Origin of the sequence: Streptomyces sp. SS1-1 (assembly GCF_008973465.1) — a bacterium.
GTDB lineage: Bacteria > Actinomycetota > Actinomycetes > Streptomycetales > Streptomycetaceae > Streptomyces.
The window spans coordinates 1,551,322-1,570,772 of sequence record NZ_WBXN01000004.1; the positions used below are offsets into that span (position 1 = coordinate 1,551,322).

22 protein-coding genes and 1 pseudogene are annotated in these 19,451 nt (G+C 73.1%); 11 read left to right on the forward strand and 12 right to left on the reverse strand.

The window, feature by feature from the left end:
* Window positions 1–32 precede the first annotated feature (32 nt).
* Complete coding sequence (gene tyrS / locus F8R89_RS08230) at window positions 33–1,301, forward strand: tyrosine--tRNA ligase (protein ID WP_151783343.1); 1,269 nt, start codon at window positions 33–35, stop codon at window positions 1,299–1,301.
* Window positions 1,302–1,364: 63 nt separating this feature from the next.
* Here the strand turns inward: tyrS and F8R89_RS08235 are convergent, their stop codons facing one another.
* The gene (locus F8R89_RS08235; RefSeq protein ID WP_151783344.1) at window positions 1,365–1,646 is read right to left on the reverse strand and encodes a GlsB/YeaQ/YmgE family stress response membrane protein; all 282 of its coding nucleotides are present in this window, start codon (window positions 1,644–1,646) and stop codon (window positions 1,365–1,367) included.
* A 247-nt stretch (window positions 1,647–1,893) separates the two neighbouring features.
* Here F8R89_RS08235 and F8R89_RS08240 point away from each other — a divergent pair, with 247 nt between their 5' ends.
* Window positions 1,894–2,292 carry a DUF3099 domain-containing protein gene (locus tag F8R89_RS08240; RefSeq protein ID WP_151783345.1) on the forward strand — a complete coding sequence of 133 codons (399 nt, stop codon included), beginning with the start codon at window positions 1,894–1,896 and terminating at the stop codon, window positions 2,290–2,292.
* A 225-nt stretch (window positions 2,293–2,517) separates the two neighbouring features.
* Window positions 2,518–2,742, forward strand: coding sequence for a hypothetical protein (locus tag F8R89_RS08245; protein ID WP_151783346.1), 225 nt, complete (start codon window positions 2,518–2,520; stop codon window positions 2,740–2,742).
* 47 nt (window positions 2,743–2,789) lie between these two features.
* On the opposite strand, the gene moaA is transcribed toward F8R89_RS08245, so the two are convergent.
* From moaA to F8R89_RS08265, 5 genes are all read right to left on the reverse strand, one after another.
* Window positions 2,790–3,779, reverse strand: coding sequence for a GTP 3',8-cyclase MoaA (gene moaA, locus F8R89_RS08250; protein WP_062671328.1), 990 nt, complete (start codon window positions 3,777–3,779; stop codon window positions 2,790–2,792).
* A gap of 152 nt (window positions 3,780–3,931) precedes the next feature.
* Entirely contained in the window at window positions 3,932–4,297 is a 366-nt protein-coding gene (locus F8R89_RS08255) for a DUF2750 domain-containing protein (RefSeq protein WP_151783347.1), read from the reverse strand.
* Window positions 4,294–4,764: a hypothetical protein gene (locus F8R89_RS36140; protein WP_192806070.1), complete on the reverse strand. Its 471-nt coding sequence runs from the start codon at window positions 4,762–4,764 to the stop codon at window positions 4,294–4,296. Before F8R89_RS36140 ends, F8R89_RS08255 begins: the two co-directional genes overlap by 4 nt.
* Before the next feature lie 93 nt (window positions 4,765–4,857).
* Window positions 4,858–6,477: a cation acetate symporter gene (locus F8R89_RS08260; RefSeq protein WP_151783348.1), complete on the reverse strand. Its 1,620-nt coding sequence runs from the start codon at window positions 6,475–6,477 to the stop codon at window positions 4,858–4,860.
* Window positions 6,474–6,830, reverse strand: coding sequence for a DUF485 domain-containing protein (locus tag F8R89_RS08265; RefSeq protein WP_151783349.1), 357 nt, complete (start codon window positions 6,828–6,830; stop codon window positions 6,474–6,476). Before F8R89_RS08265 ends, F8R89_RS08260 begins: the two co-directional genes overlap by 4 nt.
* A 384-nt stretch (window positions 6,831–7,214) precedes the next feature.
* Between F8R89_RS08265 and F8R89_RS08270 the strand changes: the two are divergent.
* From F8R89_RS08270 to F8R89_RS08280, 3 genes and pseudogenes are all read left to right on the forward strand, one after another.
* Window positions 7,215–8,208: pseudogene (locus F8R89_RS08270) on the forward strand (S8 family serine peptidase).
* A gap of 23 nt (window positions 8,209–8,231) precedes the next feature.
* Complete coding sequence (locus F8R89_RS08275; protein WP_151783350.1) at window positions 8,232–9,599, forward strand: CoA transferase; 1,368 nt, start codon at window positions 8,232–8,234, stop codon at window positions 9,597–9,599.
* A 57-nt stretch (window positions 9,600–9,656) separates the two neighbouring features.
* Window positions 9,657–10,679, forward strand: a complete 1,023-nt coding sequence (locus tag F8R89_RS08280) for a CopD family protein (RefSeq protein ID WP_151783351.1) — start codon at window positions 9,657–9,659, stop codon at window positions 10,677–10,679.
* A gap of 4 nt (window positions 10,680–10,683) precedes the next feature.
* On the opposite strand, the gene F8R89_RS08285 is transcribed toward F8R89_RS08280, so the two are convergent.
* Both F8R89_RS08285 and F8R89_RS08290 read right to left on the reverse strand, forming a co-directional pair.
* Window positions 10,684–11,727: a zinc-dependent alcohol dehydrogenase family protein gene (locus F8R89_RS08285; protein WP_151783352.1), complete on the reverse strand. Its 1,044-nt coding sequence runs from the start codon at window positions 11,725–11,727 to the stop codon at window positions 10,684–10,686.
* A gap of 138 nt (window positions 11,728–11,865) precedes the next feature.
* A complete protein-coding gene (locus F8R89_RS08290; protein WP_151783353.1) occupies window positions 11,866–12,576 on the reverse strand; it encodes a VIT family protein in 711 nt (236 codons plus the stop codon).
* 195 nt (window positions 12,577–12,771) lie between these two features.
* On the opposite strand from F8R89_RS08290, the gene F8R89_RS08295 reads away from it, so the two are divergent.
* The 5 genes from F8R89_RS08295 (at window position 12,772) to F8R89_RS08315 (ending at window position 17,560) form a co-directional block, all read left to right on the forward strand.
* Complete coding sequence (locus tag F8R89_RS08295; RefSeq protein ID WP_151783354.1) at window positions 12,772–13,764, forward strand: DEDDh family exonuclease; 993 nt, start codon at window positions 12,772–12,774, stop codon at window positions 13,762–13,764.
* Window positions 13,765–13,843: 79 nt separating this feature from the next.
* Window positions 13,844–14,077 carry a hypothetical protein gene (locus tag F8R89_RS08300; protein WP_079033591.1) on the forward strand — a complete coding sequence of 78 codons (234 nt, stop codon included), beginning with the start codon at window positions 13,844–13,846 and terminating at the stop codon, window positions 14,075–14,077.
* A gap of 49 nt (window positions 14,078–14,126) precedes the next feature.
* Window positions 14,127–14,927, forward strand: a complete 801-nt coding sequence (locus F8R89_RS08305; protein ID WP_151783355.1) for an SURF1 family protein — start codon at window positions 14,127–14,129, stop codon at window positions 14,925–14,927.
* A gap of 84 nt (window positions 14,928–15,011) precedes the next feature.
* The gene (locus F8R89_RS08310) at window positions 15,012–16,799 is read left to right on the forward strand and encodes a glycoside hydrolase family 15 protein (RefSeq protein ID WP_151783356.1); all 1,788 of its coding nucleotides are present in this window, start codon (window positions 15,012–15,014) and stop codon (window positions 16,797–16,799) included.
* 5 nt (window positions 16,800–16,804) lie between these two features.
* Entirely contained in the window at window positions 16,805–17,560 is a 756-nt protein-coding gene (locus F8R89_RS08315; protein WP_151783357.1) for an SDR family oxidoreductase, read from the forward strand.
* Window positions 17,561–17,582: 22 nt separating this feature from the next.
* Here the strand turns inward: F8R89_RS08315 and amaP are convergent, their stop codons facing one another.
* The 4 genes from amaP to F8R89_RS08335 are packed head-to-tail and all read right to left on the reverse strand — an operon-like array spanning window position 17,583 to window position 19,409.
* On the reverse strand, window positions 17,583–18,170 hold the full coding sequence (amaP, locus tag F8R89_RS08320; protein WP_151783358.1) for an alkaline shock response membrane anchor protein AmaP: 588 nt from the start codon (window positions 18,168–18,170) through the stop codon (window positions 17,583–17,585).
* Complete coding sequence (locus F8R89_RS08325) at window positions 18,167–18,847, reverse strand: DUF6286 domain-containing protein (RefSeq protein WP_151783359.1); 681 nt, start codon at window positions 18,845–18,847, stop codon at window positions 18,167–18,169. Before F8R89_RS08325 ends, amaP begins: the two co-directional genes overlap by 4 nt.
* Window positions 18,844–19,227, reverse strand: a complete 384-nt coding sequence (locus tag F8R89_RS08330; RefSeq protein ID WP_151783360.1) for an Asp23/Gls24 family envelope stress response protein — start codon at window positions 19,225–19,227, stop codon at window positions 18,844–18,846. The genes F8R89_RS08325 and F8R89_RS08330 overlap by 4 nt, the downstream gene beginning before the upstream one ends.
* Entirely contained in the window at window positions 19,224–19,409 is a 186-nt protein-coding gene (locus F8R89_RS08335) for a hypothetical protein (protein ID WP_086866747.1), read from the reverse strand. Before F8R89_RS08335 ends, F8R89_RS08330 begins: the two co-directional genes overlap by 4 nt.
* Between the last annotated feature and the right edge of the window lie 42 nt (window positions 19,410–19,451).

Genomic DNA, 19,451 nt, shown 5'->3' on the forward strand with positions numbered 1-19,451 from the left:
CTGCCCGAGATCATCAAGGAGACACGAGAACCGTGACGGACATCGTCGACGAGCTGAAGTGGCGCGGCGTGATCGCCCTGTCCACCGACGAGGACGCCTTGCGCAAGGCGCTCGCGGACGGTCCCGTCACGTTCTATTGCGGCTTCGACCCGACGGCGGCGAGCCTGCACGTCGGCCATCTGGTCCAGGTGCTCACGATGCGCCGCCTCCAGCAGGCGGGCCTGCGCCCGCTCGCGCTGGTCGGCGGTGCCACGGGCCAGATCGGCGACCCGCGCCCGACGGCCGAGCGCACGCTGAACGACCCGGAGACCGTCGCGAACTGGGTGAACCGGCTGCGCGCGCAGATCGAGCCGTTCCTCTCCTTCGAGGGCGACAACGCGGCGACGATGGTGAACAACCTGGACTGGACGGCCGGTCTGTCCGCCATCGAGTTCCTGCGGGACATCGGCAAGCACTTCCGCGTCAACAAGATGCTCACCAAGGACTCGGTCGCCCGGCGGCTGCAGTCGGAGGAGGGCATCAGCTACACCGAGTTCAGCTACCAGCTGCTGCAGGGCATGGACTTCCTGGAGCTGTACCGGCGGTACGGCTGCACGCTCCAGCAGGGCGGCAGCGACCAGTGGGGCAACCTCACGGCGGGTCTGGACCTGATCCACCGGCTGGAGCCGCACGCGCAGGTCCACGCGCTGGCGACGCCGCTGATGACCAAGGCGGACGGCACCAAGTTCGGCAAGACCGAGGGCGGCGCCATCTGGCTCGACCCGGAGATGACGACGCCGTACGCGTTCTACCAGTTCTGGCTGAACGCGGACGACCGGGACATCGCCACGTACATGCGCATCCTGTCCTTCCGGTCCCGTGAGGAGCTGGAGGAGCTGGAGAAGCAGACACAGGAGCGCCCGCAGGCCCGGGCGGCGCAGCGCGCGCTGGCCGAGGAGCTGACGACGCTGGTGCACGGCGCCGACCAGACGGCCGCGGTGATCGCCGCGTCGAAGGCGCTGTTCGGTCAGGGCGAGCTGGCGGACCTGGACGACCGGACGCTGGCGGCGGCGCTGTCCGAGGTGCCGCACATCCAGGTCGAGCGGCTCGGCCCGGTGGTCGATCTGTTCGCCGAGGTGGGTCTGGTGGCCAGCAAGTCGGCCGCGCGGCGCACCGTGAAGGAGGGCGGCGCCTACGTGAACAACGTGAAGGTGGCCGCCGAGGACGCGGTCCCCGCGAAGGAGGACCTGCTGCACGGGCGCTGGCTGGTGCTGCGGCGCGGCAAGAAGAACCTGGCGGCGGTCGAGGTCACCGGCGCCTGAGCGACGCACGCGCACGCCCGAGGGGCCGCCGCCTTCGCGGGGGCCCCTCGGGCGTGCCGTGTCTCAGGCCCGCTCTTTCTTGTGTTTGCCCAGCGTCGCCATGTAGAGCATGTCGCCGACGTAGACGATGATCACGGCGGCGACGATCTGGAAGATGTGCCGGCTCCAGTCGATGCCGCGGGTCGACTCGACGCCGAAGGCCCTGGCCACGGAGTTGCCGACGATCGCGCCGAGGATGCCGAAGATCGTGGTCAGCCAGAGCGGGCTGTGCTGCTTGCCCGGGATCAGCGCCTTGGCCAGCAGGCCCAGCACGAATCCCACGATGATCGCCCACAACCAGCCCATGGCTGCCTCCTTGTACGGCTCGGGTTGAGCAGTACGGCCAGTCTTGGGGCCGGTCGGGCTACGCCGCATGCCGGGCACCGCCGTACGGGGGAGGACGCAGGCCGTCCGGTCCCGGCACCGGGAGACCCGGTCTCGTAGGCGGCGCAGGCGAGGCGTACGGTGGGACTTGTCCCGGTCCGGCCCCCCGACCGGCGGTGGACGGGTGAGAGCAGGGGGAGGGTCCGATGCGGGCGGATGGTGGAATCTGATGCGGAAGCTGCATGCGGGCGGCAACGCCGAGGTGTTCCGGATCACCGGAGCGCGGACCGGGCTGCAGGAGGACGTGCGCGGACGCCAGCGCCGCTATGTCATCTCCATGTCGATCCGCACCCTGTCGGTGATCCTCGCGGCCTCGCTCTGGAACGTCGAACGGCACGTGGCCATCGTGGCGTTGGTGCTGGGCCTGATCCTTCCGTACATCGCCGTGGTGATCGCCAACGCGGGGCGGGAGAACGCGCCGTCGCTCCCGTCGACCTTCGTGGCCATGCCGACGCGTCCCATGATCGATCCGTCGCGGACGAATGACGGTTTCGCGGAACCGTCTCCGGAAGATGTGGCGGGCGCTTCGGGGCCCGGCGGACGAAGCGAACCGCACGACCGGGCGTGACGTCCCGGAGCGTTGCACTCCGGAAGACCGGGCGACGACCGGGGTGCGCCAACCTCAGTAAAACCTCAGATCAATAGTGTTGTTCAGGTGCCGGGCGGCGGGTTACCCGTGACATACTTCGTAGGCGCTCCGCATCCCCCGTCGGAGCGACGGACCGACGCCGGGCAGCTCCCCCCGTGGCTGCTCGGCGTCGCCTTTTTGTGCGCAAATCGGTGAGACGAAATCGTGAGTGACGAGACCCTCGAGACCCCTGTCTGTTCCGCCAAGGGCTGCCGTACCGACGCCGTGTGGGTGCTGGCGTGGAACAACCCGAAGATCCATACGCCGGAGCGGCGCAAGACGTGGCTGGCGTGCGAGGAGCATCGCGAGCACCTGTCGCAGTTCCTCGGCGTACGAGGGTTCCTGAAGGACGTCGTGCCGCTGAAGGAGTGGGAGGCGCGGGGCGCCTGAGCCCCTGCCTGCCCGGGCGCCCGAAGGCCCCCACCCCCTGAGGGCCCCTATCCCCCGATGGCGGACATCGGCCGGTCCGGCTGAACGAACGACGGGTCGTCGAGGCCCGCGCCGGCCTTCTTGCCCCACATCGCCAGCCGCCAGATCCGGGCGATCTCCTCGTCCGGCGCCCCGGAGCGCAGGGCCGCGCGCAGGTCGGTCTCCTCGCGGGCGAAGAGGCAGGTGCGGACCTGACCGTCGGCGGTGAGGCGGGTGCGGTCACAGGCCGAGCAGAAGGGGCGGGTGACGGAGGCGATCACGCCGACGACATGCGGCCCGCCGTCCACGATCCACCGCTCGGCGGGGGCCGAGCCCCGCTTCTCCGCGCCCTCCTCGGTCAGCTCGAAGCGGGTGCGCAGGGAGGTGAGGATGTCCCCGGCGGTGATCATGCCGTCGCGCTTCCAGCCGTGCTGGGCGTCGAGGGGCATCTGCTCGATGAAGCGCAGCTCGTAGTCGTGCTCGACGGCCCAGGCGAGGAGGTCGGGGGCCTCGTCGTCGTTCAGGCCCGGCATCAGCACGGAGTTGACCTTGACCGGGGTCAGTCCGGCCTCGCGGGCGGCGTACAGGCCCTCCAGGACGTCCTTGTGGCGGTCCCGGCGGGTGAGGGTCTTGAAGACGTCGGGGCGCAGGGTGTCCAGGGAGACGTTGACCCGGTCCAGGCCGGCGGCCTTCAGGGCGGGGGCGGTGCGTTTGAGACCGATCCCGTTCGTCGTCAGGGACATCCGGGGGCGGGCGTCGAGGGCGGCGACCCGCTCCACGATGCCGACGAGCCCGGGGCGCAGCAGGGGCTCACCGCCCGTGAAGCGGACCTCCTCGATGCCGAGCGAGGTGACGGCGATGTCGATGAGCCGCACGATCTCGTCGTCGGTGAGCAGATCGGGCTTGGCGAGCCACTGCAGTCCCTCCTCGGGCATGCAGTACGTGCACCGCAGGTTGCAGCGGTCGGTCAGCGAGACCCTCAGGTCGGTGGCCACCCGGCCGTAGGTGTCGATGAGCACGTGGGCCCCCTCCTGGTCATGACCAGTTCTCGACGTACGTCCGTCACCTGCGAGCCTACGTGACCGCACGGACAGTGACACGGGTCCGATCCCACGACGTGGGACGGGGGTGGTGGTAGGGACGTACGAGCCGGGCGCCGGAGGGCGGGGCCCTACCGGTCGTACGGCGGCTCGGCGAGGGCGTGCGCGAGCCGATTGACCACGTCGGTCACGGTGAAGTCCCATCCGGTCAGGCGCGGCCCGCTCCAGTTGATCCCCACCCGGAGGTCGTCCTCGGCGAGATCCGGCAGGGCCGCGCTGCGCCCGTGGTCCAGCGGCATCGGGACGGCCCGGAACGCGGGTCCCCACAGCTCGGCGGCACGCTGCGCGCGGGCCTCCGACGACCAGTAGGGGAAAGCGGGCCGCCCGGAACTCGACGCCGGGGTCGGGCTGCCGTCGTCGTCACGGACCCACCAGACGGTACGAGTCCGGGCGACCTCCCGGAAGAAGGCCGCCGCGTGGGCCCCACTGACACTCATCCGGATGCCCCCTCGCCCTTCTTGTCCACATCGCCGCTCCGGGCGGCTTCGCCGATCACGGCAGCCAGAGCCTCCCCCGCCCCGACCTCGGCGAGCACGTCGGCCAGTGTCACCTGGTCTTCGGCATCGGCGCCGGACAGGCACTCCAGCGCCACGCGCGTGAAATGTGAGGGGTCGATCCCACTCCTGGCCGCCCGAATCGCCTCTCGTGCGGGCTGAGTCCACGCCGCCGACAAGGTGAGGTCGACAAGCAGAGGGAGCAGCGCTGGGACGTCGTCGGGGAAGAGGCGCAGGAAGTCCAGCGCGACGGACCGATCCCACGCCGAGCTGCTGGTGAGCGCCTCTGCCAGCAGGTCCACGCGCGAGGGCAGCTGATTCACCTCGGCGCGACGCCGAGCGACCTCTTGCTCGACCGCGACCAAGGCCCGCCAGGTGTCCGCCCCGAGAGCTTGTTCCTCCGAACTCACAACCTCCCTGCCTTCCACTCGTCCCCGGCACGCCGAACGGCCACGTCGCGCATCATGCGACGTGGCCGCCCGGAAGGGAACGGGGAACAGGGATCAGTGCGCGCCCGTGCCCGTCAGGGAGCGGACTTCCAGTTCCGCGTACTTGCCGGCGTCCGGTTCCTCCTTGGAGAGGACCGTGCCGAGCCAGCCCATCAGGAAGCCGAACGGGATGGAGATGATGCCCGGGTTCTTCAGCGGGAACCAGGCGAAGTCGACGTCCGGGAACATCGCCTTCGGGTCGCCGGAGACGACCGGGGAGAAGAGGACCAGGCCGACGGCGACGATCAGGCCGCCGTAGATCGACCAGAGGGCCCCCTGGGTGGTGAACCGCTTCCAGAAGAGGCTGTAGAGGATCGTCGGCAGGTTGGCGGAGGCCGCGACCGCGAAGGCCAGGGCGACCAGGCCGGCGACGTTGAGGTCGCGGGCGAGGGCGCCGAGCAGGATGGAGACGGCGCCGATGCCGATGGTGGCCAGGCGTGCGGCCCTGACCTCCTCCTTCTCCGTGGCGGTGCCCTTCTTGATGACGTTCGCGTAGATGTCGTGCGCGAACGACGAGGACGACGCCAGGGTGAGGCCGGCGACCACCGCGAGGATCGTCGCGAAGGCGACCGCCGAGATGGTGGCGAGCAGGATGGCGCCCCACGCCGAGTCGACGCCGCCCAGATGCAGCGCGAGCAGCGGGGCCGCCGTGTTGCCGGACGGGTTGGAGGCGATGATCTCGTCCTGGGAGATCAGCGCGGCGGCGCCGAAGCCGAGGGCGATGGTCATCAGGTAGAAGACGCCGATGATGCCGATGGCCCAGTTCACGGACTTACGGGCGGCCTTGGCGTTGGGCACGGTGTAGAAGCGGATCAGGATGTGCGGCAGACCGGCGGTGCCGAGGACCAGGGCGATGCCGAGGGAGATGAAGTCCAGCTTGGAGGTGCCGTTGGCGCCGTACTGCAGGCCGGGCTCCAGGAAGGCGGCGCCCTTGCCGCTGTTGTCGGCGGCCTTGCCGAGCAGGTCGGAGATGTTGAAGTTGAACTTCAGCAGCACCAGGAAGGTGATCAGGATGGTGCCGCCGATGAGCAGCACGGCCTTGACCATCTGGACCCAGGTGGTGCCCTTCATGCCGCCGATGGAGACGTAGACGATCATCAGGACGCCGACGAGGGCGACGATGAGGATCTTGCCGGCGTCGGAGGTGATGCCGAGCAGCAGGGAGACGAGGACGCCCGCGCCCGCCATCTGGGCCAGCAGGTAGAAGATCGACACGACGATCGTAGAGGTGCCGGCGGCGGTGCGGACGGGCCGCTGGCGCATCCGGTACGCGAGGACGTCGCCCATCGTGTAGCGGCCGGAGTTCCGCAGCGGTTCGGCCACTAGGAGCAGCGCGACCAGCCAGGCGACCAGGAAGCCGATGGAGTACAGGAAGCCGTCGTAGCCGAAGATGGCGATGGCGCCGGCGATGCCGAGGAACGACGCGGCGGACATGTAGTCGCCGGACACGGCGAGGCCGTTCTGGAAGGCGCTGAAGGACCGGCCGCCGGCGTAGAAGTCGGCGGCGTCCTTGGTCTGACGGCCGGCCCAGACGGTGATGAAGAGGGTCGCGACCACGAAGAGCGCGAACAGGGTGATGATCAGCGTCCGGTGCTCACTGGCCTCGTTGGCCGCGAGGGTCAACGCGGGGCTCATGCGCCGCCCTCCATACGTGTCTTGATGGCCTCGGCCTTGGGGTCGAGCTTGGCGTTCGCGTGGCGCGCGTACCACCAGGCGATGAGGAACGTGGTGATGAACTGGGCGATGCCGAAGACGAACGCGACGTTGATGTTGCCGACGAGCTTGGTGCCCATGAAGCCGCCCGCGTAGTTGGACAGCAGGACGTACAGCAGGTACCAGACGATGAAGGCGACCGTCAGCGGAAAGGCGAAGGAGCGGTAGGAGGTGCGCAGTTCGGCGAACTCCGCGCTCTGGTGCACCTCACTGAACTCCTCGGTGGTGGGGAGCCGGTGGGTCTCTTTCGAGGGGGGCGGTGCGTCGGTGGCCACGGAGTCTCCTCGCGTTGCGGGCGCCGGTGCGGCGGTGGACGGGGACGGTTCTGGGCTCGGGGGCGGCTCGGGCGTGGGTGGCGGCGTGGGTTCGGACATGACGGCTCTGTCTTTCGCAGTGACATGGATCACGTGACCGGCTGGCGATGGTAGGGCCACGGCGGGTGATCCAAAAGGGGGCACGACCGGGCTCGCGCCTCCTGCACAAGGTCACGGCGCCGCGTGAGGACCGGTTCAACTCCCGCTGCTTCTTTCCGAAGAAGCCGCGTCCGGATTGCTGGCCAGGGAGTTCGGGGATAGCTTCGGGCTGCACCACTCGTCATGTACCTGCCCGGGCGTCATCCGCGTCCCGGGCCGTTCCGTTCCGGATGATGTGGAGATCCCATGACTCATCTGCGGTCCAGACGCCGTCTCGGCCTCGCGGTCCCGCTGGTCCTCTCGCTGACCGCCACGCTCGGCTTCCTGCCGACGGCGTCGTCCGCGGCCCCGCTGGCGGAGCCCACCGCGCAGACCGCGGACGCGTCCTCCCTGGCGTACGTCGTCAACACCAGGACGGACCACCGCACGATCGAGTCCGTGAAGAAGGCGATCCGGGCGGCCGGCGGCACCGTGGTCGTCGCCTACGACCGGATCGGTGTCGTCGTCGTCCACTCGGCGAACCCCGAATTCGCCCGCACGATACGGGCGGTGCGCGGCGTGCAGTCCGCGGGAGCGACCCGTACGGCGCCGCTGACCGCCGCCGGCGTGACGGACGAGGGGCCCGTCGAGCCCCTGACGAAGCAGCAGGCCGCGAAGATCGCCGGTGCGGCCACGACGGCCAAGGGCGGCGCCAAGGGCACCCCGGAGCCGCTGGAGGCGGACCAGTGGGACCTGCGGGCGATCGGCGCCGACAAGGCCGCCCTGATCAACCCGGGCAGCCGCAAGGTGACCGTCGCCGTGATCGACACCGGCGTCGACGACACCCACCCGGACCTCGCCCCGAACTTCTCCGCCTCCCAGTCGGCCAACTGCGTCGGCGGCAAGGCGGACACCAGCGAGGGCGCCCGGCGGTGACGGCCGCTACCAGATCCCGGACACCCCGTCGAAGAACGGGCGCATCCTGTCCACGCTGCCGGACGGCGGCTACGGCTATCTCCAGGGCACCTCGATGGCCTCCCCGCACACCGCGGGCGTCGCCGCGCTGCTGAAGTCCCGCTACCCGAAGGCGACTCCGGCCCAGCTGAGGGCCCTGCTGAAGGCCCAGGCGGACAACCCGGGCTGCCCGGCGTCGTACGACCAGGACGGCGACGGCACGCAGGACGCGCGGTGCGAGGGCGGCAAGCGGCTCAACGGCTTCTACGGAGCGGGCATCGTCGACGCCCTGGACGCCGTCGACTGAGCCGTATGGCGCATAGTGCGGTCATGACTGCACTGGAATCCGCCTGGTCGGCGGTGGGCGGCGACCCCGCCCTGCTCGAACGCGTGTCGGCCGTGGTGCGGGAGGGCGCGCTCACCGCGCGCCTTCCCGTGCGGGAGGCGGCGCGCGCCTGTGTGGGCGCGTGCGCCCTGGCCGCCGCGGAGGCGGGCGCCCGGCGGGCCGGTCTCGCCGGGGTGCCCGCGGTACGGCTGGACGACGGGGCGATCGCCACGGCGTTCACCAGCGAACGGCATCTGCTGGTCGACGGGCGCGCGCCGGTCTGGTTCGCGCCGCTGTCCCGGTTCTGGCCGGCCGCCGACGGCTGGGTGCGCACCCACGCCAACTATCCGCACCACCGGGCCGCTCTGCTGTCCGCCCTCGGCGTCTCCGGGGAGGACCCGGACGCCGTCGCCGCGGCCGTCGCCGAGCGGCCCGCGCGCGAGGTGGAGGACACCGTGTACGCCGCCGGCGGTCTCGCGGTGGCGCTGCGCACCCCCGCCGAGTGGGCGGCGCACGAGCAGGCGGCCCGGGTGGCCCGGCACCCGCTCGTCGGACGGGAGCGGACGGCCCCGGCACGCGCGCGTGCGCTGCCGCCGCTCGACGGCACTCCCCTGCTGCCCGCCGCCGGGGTGCGGGTCCTGGACCTGACGCGGGTCATCGCGGGCCCGGTCGCCACCCGCACCCTCGCCCTGCTCGGCGCCGACGTCCTGCGCGTGGACCCGCCGCGGCTGCCCGAACTGCCCGACCAGCACACCGACACGGGCTTCGGCAAGCGCTCGGCGCTGCTGGACGCGGCGGCGGACCGGCGTGCCCTGGAGGAGTCGCTGTCGGCGGCGGACGTCGTCGTCACCGGGTACCGGCCGGGCGCGTTGGACCGGCTCGGGCTGTCGGCGCGGGCGCTGACCGAGCGGTGGCCGCACCTGGTGGTGGCGGAGCTGTCGGCGTGGGGCGCGTACGGCCCCTGGGGCGGGCGGCGCGGATTCGACAGCCTCGTGCAGGTCGCCACCGGGATCGCAGTAACGGAGGGGACGGCCGAGCGGCCGGGCGCCCTGCCCGCGCAGGCCCTCGACCACGGCACCGGCTATCTGCTGGCGGCGGCCGTGCTGCGGGCGCTGACCGACCGGGACGAGGACGGGCGCGGCACCCGTCTGAGCCTGTCACTGGCGCGTACGGCGCACTGGCTGACCCATGAGGTCGGTCTGGGCCCGGCCGGGAACGCGGTGTACGCGGCCCCGGACGCCTGGCTCGCCGAGCGGGACGGCCCGCTGGGCCGGCTGCGGTACGCCCTGCCGCCGGTCGCCTTCGAGGGCGGCCCGCGCGACTGGGCGCGGCCCCCGGGGGTGTGGGGCGCCGACCCTGCCCGATGGCTGTGAGAGTTCCCACGGAATGGTCTTCCGTCAGTTCTTTTCCGGCGCTTGTGCGCCTCTGCGATGGTTTGTGAAGATCTTGAGGTGACGTTGACGAGATCCTCGACCGACATACCCAAGGGGAGCGGGCCCCGCCCCGGCGTGGGCCGGACCGTCGCCGTCCTGGTCCTGGTCGCCGCGGCCGCGTGCGTCCCGCTCCTCGGGCCGTCCGCCGCGCTGCACGGCACCGGCGAGGCGGCCGCGCCCGGCACGGCCGGGATCGGGCTGCTGCGCACGGTGCTGTTCGCGGCGCTGTGCGTCCCGCTGGGCGAGCTGTTCGTACGGCGGCTGGCGCGGTCGGTGCCGGGGACTCCGCCGGCGCTGCCGCGCGCTTGGGCGCCGTACGCCGCCGTCATGGGTTTCGTCGCGGCGCTCGGGCTGGCCTCGGTCGTCTCCACCGGCAACCTGGTGCCGCACAGCCCCGCCGACCTCGACGTGGGCGGGCTCTACGCCACGCGTGACGGCAAGCTCGCGCTGCTGGAGGTCAACGCGTTCGTGGTGGCCGGGCTCTGCGCGCTGTCGCGCCGCCCCGGCACCCAGGTGTGGCCGCTGGGCGCGCTGGTCGTCGCCGAGGCGCTGCGCGCCCATCCCACCACCGAGTACGACCCGTTGCTCGGCTCCGCGCTGACCCTGGTCCATCTGACCTGCGCCTCGCTGTGGGTCGGTGGACTGCTGTACGTCCTGCGGACCGTGCGCGGCCGGGGCTCCGGGGCCGCGGGCGCGGCCCTGCTCGGCCTGTACGCGCGCGTGGCGGCCGCGCTGCTCGCCGCCCTGACGGCCACCGGGGTGTGCAGTGCGCTGCGCCGGATGCCGGCGGAGACGATCTCGACGCAGCTCACGGACACGGCGTACGGGCGGGCCCTGCTGGCGAAGGTGATCCTGATGGTCGTCGTCGCCGGGCTGGCGCTGTGGGCGCGGATCCGGCTGCGCCGCGCCGCCGATCCGCTGACGGCGTGCACGCCCGCGCGTGCCGAGGTCGTCGCGCTGGCCGGGGTGGTCGCGCTGTCGGGGCTGCTGACGGCGCTGCCGGTGCCGATCCGCTGGTGAGGCGTCAGGGCGTGACCATGACCTTGAGGGCGGTGCGCTCGTCCATGGCCCGGTAGCCGTCCGGGACGTCCTCCAGGCCGACGGTCCGGTCGAAGACGGGCGACGGGTCGATCGTGCCGTCCAGGACGTCGGGCAGCAGCTCCGGGATGTAGGTGCGCACCGGGGCGACACCGCCGCGCAGCGCGATGTTGCCGTTGAACATGACGCCGAGGTCGAGGCCGGTGCCGCTGCCGTGCGGCACGCCGACGAAGCCGATGGCGCCGCCGTCGCGGGTGACGCCGACCGCCGTGCGCATGGACTGTTCGGTGCCGACGGCCTCGACGACGGCGTGCGCGCCCTGGCCGCGGGTGAGTTCGCGGACGGCCTCGACCGCGGCCTCGCCGCGCTCGGCGACGACGTCGGTGGCGCCGAAGCGGCGGGCGATGGCGGTGCGGTCGGGGTGCCGGCCGAGGGCGATGACGCGTTCGGCGCCGAGCCGGCGGGCGGCGAGGACGGCGCACAGCCCGACGGCGCCGTCGCCGACGACGGCGACCGTGGCGCCGGGCCGGGCGCCCGCGCCGAGGGCGGCGTGGTGGCCGGTGCCGAGGACGTCGGAGAGGGTCAGCAACGCCGAGAGCAGGCGGTCGTCGGAGGCCGCGTCGCCGGGCAGCCGGACGAGGGTGGCGTCGGCGAACGGCACCCGGACGGCCTCGCCCTGGCCGCCGTCGGAGCCGACGGAACCCCAGAAGCCGCCGTGCTCGCAGGAGGTGGTCAGGCCCTCGCGGCAGTAGTCGCAGACGCCGTCGGACCACATGAAGGGGGCGACGACGAGGTCGCCGCGGCGCAGCCCGCTCACCTCGGAGCCGGTCTCCTCGACGAGGCCGAGGAACTCGTGGCCGATGCGCTGCCCCGGCGTGCGGGCCGACTCGCCCCGGTAGGCCCACAGGTCGCTGCCGCAGATGCAGGCGCGCAGCACCCGGACCACGGCGTCCGTGGGCCGCTGGACGGCGGCGTCGGGCACGTCCTCGACCCGCATGTCGAAGGGCGCGTGGATCGTGGTGGCTCGCATGACGAGGGTCCTTCTCGTGGGGGTGTGCGGGTGCCCCGGGGGGCGGGCGCCCGGGGGTGATCGGGCGCGCGTCTCACCGTACGTCGCGGTCGCCGGCCGGCGCGCTTCGGGGAGCGGCCCGCTCCGCTCCCCGGCCGTCTACACCCCCGCCACGTCCAGCGCGCTGCCCGCCGCGTAGGTGACGGCCATCGCCAGGGCGCCGCCCGCCATGTTCCGCAGGACGGCCCGGCCGGGGGCGGCGGCGCCGAGGCGGGCGCTGCTCCAGCCGGTCAGGGCGAGGGCGGCGAGGACGGAGACGACGGTGACGGACAGCCGGGTGTCGGCCGGGGGCAGCACCATCGCCAGCAGGGGCAGCAGCGCGCCGGCCGTGAACGCCAGGAAGCTGGCCCAGGCCGCGTGCCAGGGGTTGGTCAGCGCGTCGGGGTCGATGCCGAGCGCCACGCGCGCGTGGGCCCGCAGGGCGTCCCGTTCCGTCAGCTGGACCGCCGCCTCACGGGCCACCTCGCGCGACAGCCCCCGGCGCCGCAGGAGGTCCGCCAGCGCCTCCAGTTCCTCCTGCGGACGCTCCGTCAGCTCGCGTCGCTCCTGGGCGAGTGCGGCCCGCTCGGAGTCGCGCTGGGTGGAGACCGACACGTACTCCCCCGCCGCCATCGACATCGATCCGGCGAGCAGTCCGGCCAGGCCCGCCGTGAGCAGGGCCGGACGGGTGTCGGTCGCGCCGGCCACGCCGACGACGAGGCCGGCCGTCGACACGATGCCGTCGTTGGCGCCGAGGACGGCCGCGCGCAGCCAGTTCAACCGCTCCCCCAGGGTGCCCCGGTGGGCCTGGTCGCGCTTCGGTTCGGTCATATGGGGAGGATCGCACCGCCGGGGACATCGGGGACGTACCGACGCTCCCGGGCCGGCCCGCGGATCGCCGGGGCGGGCCAACACCGCGCGTCCGCCGCCCGGTTGCGCCCGTCTGTTCGCCGGGCCCGAACAGGCGTGCGGGGCAGGGGACCTGAGGGCCGGGGCTGTCAGTCCCGGGCCGTATCCTCAGTGACCATGCTCGAAGACCCGACGACCACAGCGTCCTCCCCGGCTGCGTGGCCGGCCGCGTATCCGCAGGGATACGCGGTCGTTGACGTGGAGACCACCGGCCTCGCCCGGGACGACCGGATCATCTCCGCCGCCGTCTACCGGCTGGACGCGCTGGGCGAGGTCGAGGACCACTGGTACACGCTGGTCAACCCGGAGCGGGACCCGGGGCCCGTCTGGATCCACGGTCTGACGAGCGAGGCCCTGGAGGGCGCCCCTCTCTTCGCGGACATAGCCGAGGAGTTCGCGGCCCGGCTCGACGGCCGCGTGCTCGTCGCGCACAACGCCGTCTTCGACTGGCAGATGATCGCCCGGGAGTACGCGCGCGCCGAGCGGCAGGCGCCCGTGCGGCAGCGGCTGTGCACCATCGCGCTGTCCAAGGAGCTGGGCCTGCCCCTGCCCAACCACAAGCTGGCGACGCTGGCCGCGCACTTCGGTGTCGTGCAGCGCCGGGCGCACCACGCGCTGGACGACGCGCGGGTGCTGGCGGAGGCGTTCCGGCCGAGCCTGCGGGCCGCGGCGGCGGGCAGCGTGCGGCTGCCGCTGCAGGAGTGCCTGCCGCTGACGGAGTGGCGGGACACGGCGGTGCCGCGGATCGGCCGGCAGCCGGGCGGCGCCGGCGGCTACCGCCCGACGAGCTGGCGCCCGTCCCGCAAGCGGCCCGCCTGCCCCTACCCGAACCCAGGCCGCTACGAGGAGGGCGGGCGGCTGAAGCAGGGGATGCGGGTCGCATTCTCCGGGGACACGTCGACCGAGCGGGATCTTCTGGAGGACCGGGCGGTCGACGCCGGGCTCCATGTGTCGACGAGCCTGTCCCGGCTGACCAGCCTGCTCGTGACGAACGACCCCGACTCGGGCACCTCGAAGGTCCTCAAGGCCCGCCAGTACGGGACGCCGGTGGTGGACGAGGCGGCGTTCGGTCAGCTGCTGGAGGACGTGGAACCGGCCACGGAAGGGTGACCGTACGGACGGGTGATTGACGCGCGACTCGCCCGGAGCCCCCTCGCCCCCGCCGCGGCGGGGGCTCACCCTGTGGCGCATGGCGACATGTGAAGTGTGCGGAAACGACTACGGCATGACCTTCGAGGTGCACGCGCAGGGCGCGGTGCACGTCTTCGACTGCTTCTCCTGTGCGATCCACCGCATGGCACCCATCTGCGAGCACTGTCGTGTGCAGATCATCGGGCAGGGGGTGGAGGTCGACGGCAACTGGTACTGCGGTGCCCACTGCGCCCGCGCGGAGGGCAAGGCGGGCATCGTCGACAAGGTGTGACCCGGTACCCGCGTGAAAGCACCCCTCGACCGAGTTGTACGGTCGTGGGGTGTACCGCTTCCTGTTGTCCCGGCAGTGGGTGATCCTCACGCTGATCGCCCTGCTCCTCATCCCCACGATGATCAGGCTGGGCTTCTGGCAGATGCACCGCTACGAGGAGCGCGCCGCCCGCAACGACCTGGTCGCCGCCGCCCTCGACGCGAAGCCGGTGCCGGTGGAGCGGCTGACCTCACCGGGGCACTCCGTGACCACCGGGCAGCGCTACCGCACCGTGACCGCCGAGGGCCGCTTCGACCCCGACCACGAGGTCGTCGTCCGGCGTCGCGTCAACTCCGACGACAAGGTCGGCTTCCACGTCCTCACCCCCTTCGTGCTGACCGACGGCCGGGTGCTGCTGGTCAACCGGGGCTGGATCCCGGCCGACGGCCCCAGCCAGACGGCCTTCCCGAAGATCCCCGCTCCGCCGGGCGGCCGGGTCACCGTCTCGGGCCGGCTGATGCCCGACGAGACGACCGAGGCCAGCGGCATCAAGGACTTGAAGGGCCTGCCCGACCGCCAGGTCATGCTGATCAGCAGCGAGCAGGAGTCCCGGCGCCTGGACGCCCCGGTGCTCGGCGGCTACATCGTGCAGACGGCGCCCGCGCCGAAGGGCGACCGCCCCGAGCCGGTCGGCCCGCCCGGCGACGAGAACGCCGCGCTGAACTACGCGTACGCCCTGCAGTGGTGGCTGTTCGCCGCGGGTGTCCCGCTGGGCTGGTTCGTCCTGGCCCGGCGCGAGGCCCGGGAACGGGCGGCGGCCGCGTCGGAGCCGGCCGAGACCGAGCCGGTCGCCGCGGCACCCACGGCCTGACGGCCCGGCCGCCGACTGTGGCACCGGTCACTCCCGGGGCTCCGGCCTGATTGGCGGTGCGACCCCCGGGGAATCCGCAGTTGCGTGCACCCCCGCATCGAGGACTACGCCCTGATCGGCGACGAGCAGACGGCGGCCCTGGTCGGCAGGGACGGTTCGGTCGACTGGCTGTGTCTGCCCCGCTTCGACTCGGCCGCCTGCTTCGCCAAGCTGCTCGGCGACGAGGACAACGGCCACTGGCGGATCGCCCCGAAGGGCGTCGACGGGCCCTGCGCCCGCCGCGCCTACCGCCCCGACACCCTGGTGCTGGACACCGAGTGGGAGACCGACGAGGGCGCGATCCGCGTCACCGACCTGATGCCCCAGCGCGACGAGGCCCCCGACCTCGTACGCATCGTCGAGGGCCTGCGCGGCCGGGTCACCGTGCACAGCGCCCTGCGGCTGCGCTTCGACTACGGCGCCGTGATGCCCTGGGTGCGCGAGTCGCACGGGCACCGGGTGGCCGTCGCCGGCCCCGACTCGGCCTGGCTGCGCAGCGAACCGCAGGTGCGCACCTGGGGCGAGGACTTCGGCACCCACGCGGAGTTCACCGTCGAGGAGGGCGAGAAGGTCGCGTTCGTCCTGACCTGGCACCCCTCGCACCGGCCGCGTCCGGCGCTCATCGACCCGTACGAGGCGCTGGAGGCCAGCGTCCGGGACTGGCGGGCCTGGGTGCGTCAGTGCCGGTACGACGGCCCCTACCGCGAGGCCGTCGTCCGCTCCCTGATCACGCTGAAGGCCCTCACCTACCGGCCCACCGGGGGGATCGTCGCCGCCGCCACGACCTCGCTGCCCGAGGAGATGGGCGGGGTGCGCAACTGGGACTACCGCTACTGCTGGCTGCGCGACTCCACCCTCACCCTGAACGTCGGCCTGTCGGCGGGCTACCGGGAGGAGGCCGAGGCCTGGCGGGACTGGCTGCTGCGCGCGGTCGCCGGCGACCCGGCCGACCTGCAGATCATGTACGGCCTGGCCGGTGAGCGGCGGCTGCCCGAGTTCGAGGTGCCCTGGCTGTCCGGCTTCCACGGCTCCGCGCCCGTCCGCATCGGCAACGAGGCCGTCAACCAGCTCCAGCTCGACGTGTACGGCGAGGTCATGGACACCCTCGCGCTGGCCCGCGAGGCCGGCCTGCCCACCGAGCCGCACATGTGGGCGATCCAGGTGGCCCTGGTGGAGTGGCTGCGCGCGCACTGGCACCAGCCCGACGAGGGGCTGTGGGAGGTCCGGGGCGGCCGCCGGCACTTCGTGCACTCCAAGGTGATGGTGTGGGTGGCCGCGGACCGGGCGGTGCGCACCCTGGAGCACAACCCGAAGCTCCACGGCGACCTGGAGGGCTGGCGCGCGTTCCGCGACGAGGTGCACCGGGAGGTGTGCGAACGGGGCTACGACCCCGAACGCAACACCTTCACCCAGTCCTACGGCTCCCGGGAGCTGGACGCCGCCGTGCTGCTCATCCCCCGCGTGGGCTTCCTGCCGCCCGACGACCCTCGGGTCATCGGCACGATCGACGCGGTCCGCGCCGAGCTCAGCCACGACGGGCTGCTGCGCCGCTACAGCACCGAGGGGCGGTCGGTCGACGGGCTGCCCGGCGGCGAGGGCGCCTTCCTCGCCTGCTCGTTCTGGCTGGCGGAGGCCCTGCACAGGGCGGGCCGCACCAAGGAGGCGCGCGAGCTGTTCGACCACCTGGTCGGCCTCGCCAACGACGTGGGTCTGCTGGCCGAGGAGTACGACCCGGTCGCCGGGCACCAGCTGGGCAACTTCCCGCAGGCCTTCAGCCACATCGGCCTGGTGAACACCGCCCTCGCCCTGTCCGGGGACGGCGGGGCAGGATAGGGACCATGGATCTTGGACTGAAGGACCGGGTGTACGTCGTCACGGGTGCCACGCGCGGCCTGGGCAACGCGACGGCACGGGAGCTCGTGGCCGACGGGGCGAAGGTCGTCCTAACCGGCCGGGACGAGGAGCGGGTCGCCGCGACCGCCGCCGAACTGGGGCCGAACGCCGTCGGCGTGGCCGTCGACAACGCCGACCCCGGCGCCCCGGAACGGCTCGTCGCCGCCGCGCGCGAGGCGTTCGGCCGCTTCGACGGCGTCCTCGTGAGCGTCGGCGGCCCGCCCGCCGGGTTCGTCGCGGACAACACGGACGAGCAGTGGCAGGCCGCGTTCGAGTCGGTGTTCCTGGGCGCGGTCCGGCTGGCCCGCACGGCGGCGGCCGAGCTCGAGGAGGGCGGGGTCATCGGGTTCGTGCTGTCGGGTTCGGTGCACGAGCCGATCCCGGGGCTGACCATCTCCAACGGGCTGCGGCCGGGGCTCGCCGGGTTCGCCAAGTCCCTCTCGGACGAGCTGGGGCCGCGCGGCATCCGGGTGGTGGGGCTGCTGCCGGCGCGGATCGACACCGACCGGGTGCGGGAGCTGGACGCGCTGTCCGCCGACCCGGAGGCCACCCGGGCGGCGAACGAGTCGCGCATCCCGCTGCGCCGGTACGGCCGTCCGGAGGAGTTCGGGCGGGCGGCGGCGTTCCTGCTGTCGCCGGCCGCGTCCTATCTGACGGGGATCATGCTGCCGGTGGACGGCGGGATGCGGCACGGGTTCTGAGCAGGCGTGCGGACGCGGGCCGTCAACTCACCCGTTCCGCACCGTGCTTGACGCCCTTCATACGGACCTCCGCGGGCAGGGACGCCAGCCCCGCCGAGGTACGGGCGTGCGCCAGCGCCTCGTCGGTGAACTCCTCCAGCGCCGCCCCGGGGTCCACGTGCGGCTCCAGCAGCAGCCGTACGCGGGTCTCGGGCGCGGTGCGACGGCCCCGCAGATGGACTCGGGCGCGCTGCACGCCCTCCTGGGCGGCGGTCTCGCTCGCGAGGGCGTCCGCGAGGGCGCGGCCCCGCAGCAGCGCGCCCTCGCCGTCGCCGGTGTCGACCAGGACCTCGGTGAGGCGGCGCCGGCGCAGGTTCGCGGTCAGCCACCACAGGGCGAGCAGGACCAGCACCGCGAGGACGGCGATGACGACGGGCCACCACCAGTCGTCGTCCCGCCAGCGGGTCCGCTCGGCGTCGCTGAGCAGCACGTCGTGCCGGTCGTCGTGGATCCACCAGGAGGGCGCCGGCGCGCCGAGGCCCACGGCGAACACCGAGCCGCCGATCACGAGCAGCACCAGCCCGACGAGCCCGACGAACACCCGGTTCACGGTCCTGAGCACGGCTGTCATCCCTTCCGTCCGAGGCGCCGCACCCGCACGGACAGGGCGAGCCGCCGGGACAGCCCCAGCCCCCGCACGGTCTCGGCGAGCCTGGCGTCCAGCTCGGCGCGTACGTCGTCCACGTCGCGGAAGTGCGAGACGGCCCGGACGTCGGCCTTGCGGCGGCGCACGCGGACCCGCACCGACTGGACGCCGGAGACCTCCATCGCCCGGTCGCGCAGGACCAGCGCGGCGAGGTCGCGGTGCAGCCCGGCGCGGACGTCGGTGTGGGTGCGCCGCATGGGCAGGAGCCGCCGCAGTCCCGGGGTGAGCGCGAGGAGCAGCAGCCACAGGCCGAGGACGGCGACCAGCCCGGCGCCGACGAGCACCCAGGTGTCGTCGAGGGGGCGGTGGGCCAGCTGGTCGGCGAGTTCGCGGCGCCAGCGCATGGCGGGCCGGCCGGCCCGTACGGAGGCGATGTCGTACAGGAAGAAGCCAGCGCCCACGCCCAGCACGAGGGCGGTGAGCGTGGCGGGGACGCGGCGGGCCGACCAGAAGCGGCCCGCGCGGCCGGCCGGGGGCGGGGGCTCGTGGTCGGCGGCCGACGACGACTGCCCGTAGTCACCGGAATCGTCCCCGGACCCGGTCGTCTTCTCCAGGACCGGCAGCCGCTCGGTGGCGCCCTCCGGTCCGTGGGACTCGCTCATCGCGTCCTCCCCTGTGCCGCGTCCCGCACGGACGCCGGGTGCAGCCGCTCGACGTGCACGGCGACCTCGGTCACCTCCATGCCCACCAACGCGCTGACCCGTTCGGTGACATGGCTACGCACGGCCGCGCAGCGCGCCCCGATGTCGGTGGGGTGGTCGAGCTCCACGTGGACCCGGGCGCGGACGGTGTCGTGGGCGACGACGACGTTGGCGTACGGGCGTTCGGCGTCCGGGGGCGGCGGGCCGACGGCCTCCCGGGCGCACTGCGAGGCGATCTTCGCGACGACCCGGTCGGCGATCCGCAGCGATCCGCGCTCGCCGGGAGCGATCTCGGCCGGGAGGCCGCGGACCTCCGTCGCCCCGCCGCTCACGGCCGTCACCGCCGCCGTTCGTCGCGGTGCCGGAAGAAGTCGCCGAGCTCCCAGTCCCCCTCCAGGAACCGGCCGACGGCGAACCCGACGGCACCCAGGGCCGCCACCAGCAAAAAGGCGCCGAATCCGCCGAAGTACCCGGCGAAGGCCAGTGCCATGCCGGCGATCATGCCGACCACGGCCATGCTCATCCTGCGCTCCTCAGCTTGTCGGCGCCTTCACGGACCCTGCCC